Annotated in this window: 3 protein-coding genes; all 3 read right to left on the reverse strand. The window is 72.3% G+C overall.

Annotated features, from left to right (window positions below; genetic code table 11):
- Positions 1-180 (reverse strand): glycosyltransferase (locus tag PROKR_RS38040; protein ID WP_211239986.1); only part of this gene is annotated, 180 nt, incomplete at its 3' end.
- A gap of 94 nt (positions 181-274) precedes the next feature.
- Complete coding sequence (locus tag PROKR_RS00920; RefSeq protein WP_036958915.1) at positions 275-1,507, reverse strand: FtsW/RodA/SpoVE family cell cycle protein; 1,233 nt, start codon at positions 1,505-1,507, stop codon at positions 275-277.
- A gap of 18 nt (positions 1,508-1,525) precedes the next feature.
- Positions 1,526-2,042 (reverse strand): glutamate ligase domain-containing protein (locus tag PROKR_RS00925; protein WP_036958916.1); only part of this gene is annotated, 517 nt, incomplete at its 5' end.

The raw sequence follows: 2,042 nt of genomic DNA on the forward strand, positions 1-2,042 counted from the left end.
CAGCTCGTAGCCGCGCGCCGGCACGAGGTCGGCCTCCAGGCCGGTCGTGGTGCCGAGCGCGAGCACGCGTGCGCCGGGCTGGCGGCGCCGCACCTCGTCGGCCACCGCGAGCAGGGGGTTGACGTGACCGGCGGTCCCGCCTCCGGCGAGCACCACCGACACAGCTGCTGAGCTCATCATCACCTTCTGGTCGTCGCCCGGTACCCGGGCGAATCGATCGCACGCCGGCCCGCTGTGGAGGATCTGGCCACAGATCGAACCGCCGTGCACATTTCTACCGTCTCCGGACCGCGCCGCCCAGCACGGCCAGTGACTTGCGGACGACGCTACCGCGTGCAGCGAGGGCCTTGGCAGCCCCCGGTTCCGTCCGGGCGAAGGATATGACCATCCCGAGCGCGGCCATCGTGGTGATCAGGGCCGAACCACCCGCGGACACCAGCGGGAGGGGCACCCCGATCACCGGGAGCACCCCGATCACCACGCCGATGTTCACGAACGCCTGGCCCACGATCCAGCAGCCGACGGCGGCCGTGGTCACCTTGACGAACGGGTCCTTGTGCCGCTGGATCACGCGGCTCATCGCCAGGCCGAGCACCGCGAACAGCGCGAGCACCAGCACCGTGCCGAACAGGCCGAGCTCCTCGCCGATCACGGCGAAGATGAAGTCGTTGTGCGCCTCGGGCAGGTAGTTCCACTTCTCGCGGCTGCCGCCCAGGCCGACGCCCCACAGCCCACCGGTGCCCAGCCCGAACAGGCCGTGCAGGGACTGGTAGCACTCCGAGGCGGCGTCGCACTCCGCGCCGTAGGTCGCGATGATGCGCCGCAGCCGGTCCCCCGAGCCCTGCTGGAGGATGAACACGTAGCCGACGACGAAGGCCGCGATCGCGCTGCCGAGCCCCATGAGCGACAGCGGCACGCCCGCCACCAGGAACGCGCCCGCGACGAGCAGGCCGATCACGAGCGCCGTACCGAGGTCGCCCCCGCCGAGCACCAGGCCCATCACCACGACCGCCCCGGGCACCGCGGGCAGGATCGCGTGCGACCAGCTGCCCAGCAGCGCCTGCTTGCGGCCCAGCACGGTGCCGAGCCAGACGGCGAGCGCGAGCTTGGCCAGCTCGGAGGGCTGGAAGCGCACGGGCCCGAACGACAGCCAGTTCTGCTGGCCGTTGGTGACCTCACCCATGAAGATGACGGCTACCAGCAGCACCAGCGCCACCAGGAGCGCCGGGAGCGCGAGCCGTTTGTACCAGCGGATGGGCAGGTGGGCGGCGAGCAGCAGCACGGGTAGGCCCATCAGCGCGTACTGCGCCTGGACCAGGAACGCCGCGTAGGGCGACTGCCCCTCCGCGATGGAGGTGACCGTCGAGCTGGACAGCACCATGATCAGGCCGATCACCGTCAGCAGCCCCGTGGTGCCCACCAGCAGGTAGTAGCTGGTCACCGTCGAGTTCCACTCGCCCAGCCACGGGCGGTCGGGCGCCTTGCGGCCCGTGGTCGTCGTGGCCATCCCCTGCCCCTCCCGCGCTCAGCGCGTGGTGGTCAGGTCACGCACCACGCGGACGAACTCCTCGCCGCGGTGGGCGTACGAGGTGAACTGGTCCTGCGACGCGCCCGCCGGGGCCAGCAGCACGGTGTCCCCCGGCTGGGCGAGGTCCCGCGCCGCCATCACCGCCCGGCGCATCACGGTCTCAGTGTCACCGGGATCGATCACCACAACAGGGATCTTGGGCGCGTGTCGGGCCAGCGTGTCGGCCAGCGGGCGGGGCTCGGCGCCGATCACCACGGCGGCGCGCATGCGGTCCGCGCGGGAGGAGACCAGGTCGTCGAAGGTGGCGCCCTTGGCCAGCCCGCCCGCGATCCACACCACGGTGCCGTGCGCGAAACCGGCCAGCGAGGCGGCCGCGGAGTGCGCGTTCGTCGCCTTGGAGTCGTTGACGTAGGTGACGCCGCCCGCCTCCGCGACGCGCTGGATGCGGTGCTCGCCCGGGCCGAAGGACCGCAGCCCGTCGCGGACGGCGGACGCGGGCACGCCGTGCGCGCGC

Source organism: Promicromonospora kroppenstedtii DSM 19349 (genome assembly GCF_000515355.1).
Lineage (GTDB): Bacteria > Actinomycetota > Actinomycetes > Actinomycetales > Cellulomonadaceae > Promicromonospora > Promicromonospora kroppenstedtii.

What these genes read in the sequence shown, in the direction of transcription:
- PROKR_RS00920 (WP_036958915.1), bottom strand. Translation starts at nt 1,507, where the DNA reads ATGGCCACGACGACCACGGGCCGCAAGGCGCCCGACCGCCCGTGGCTG.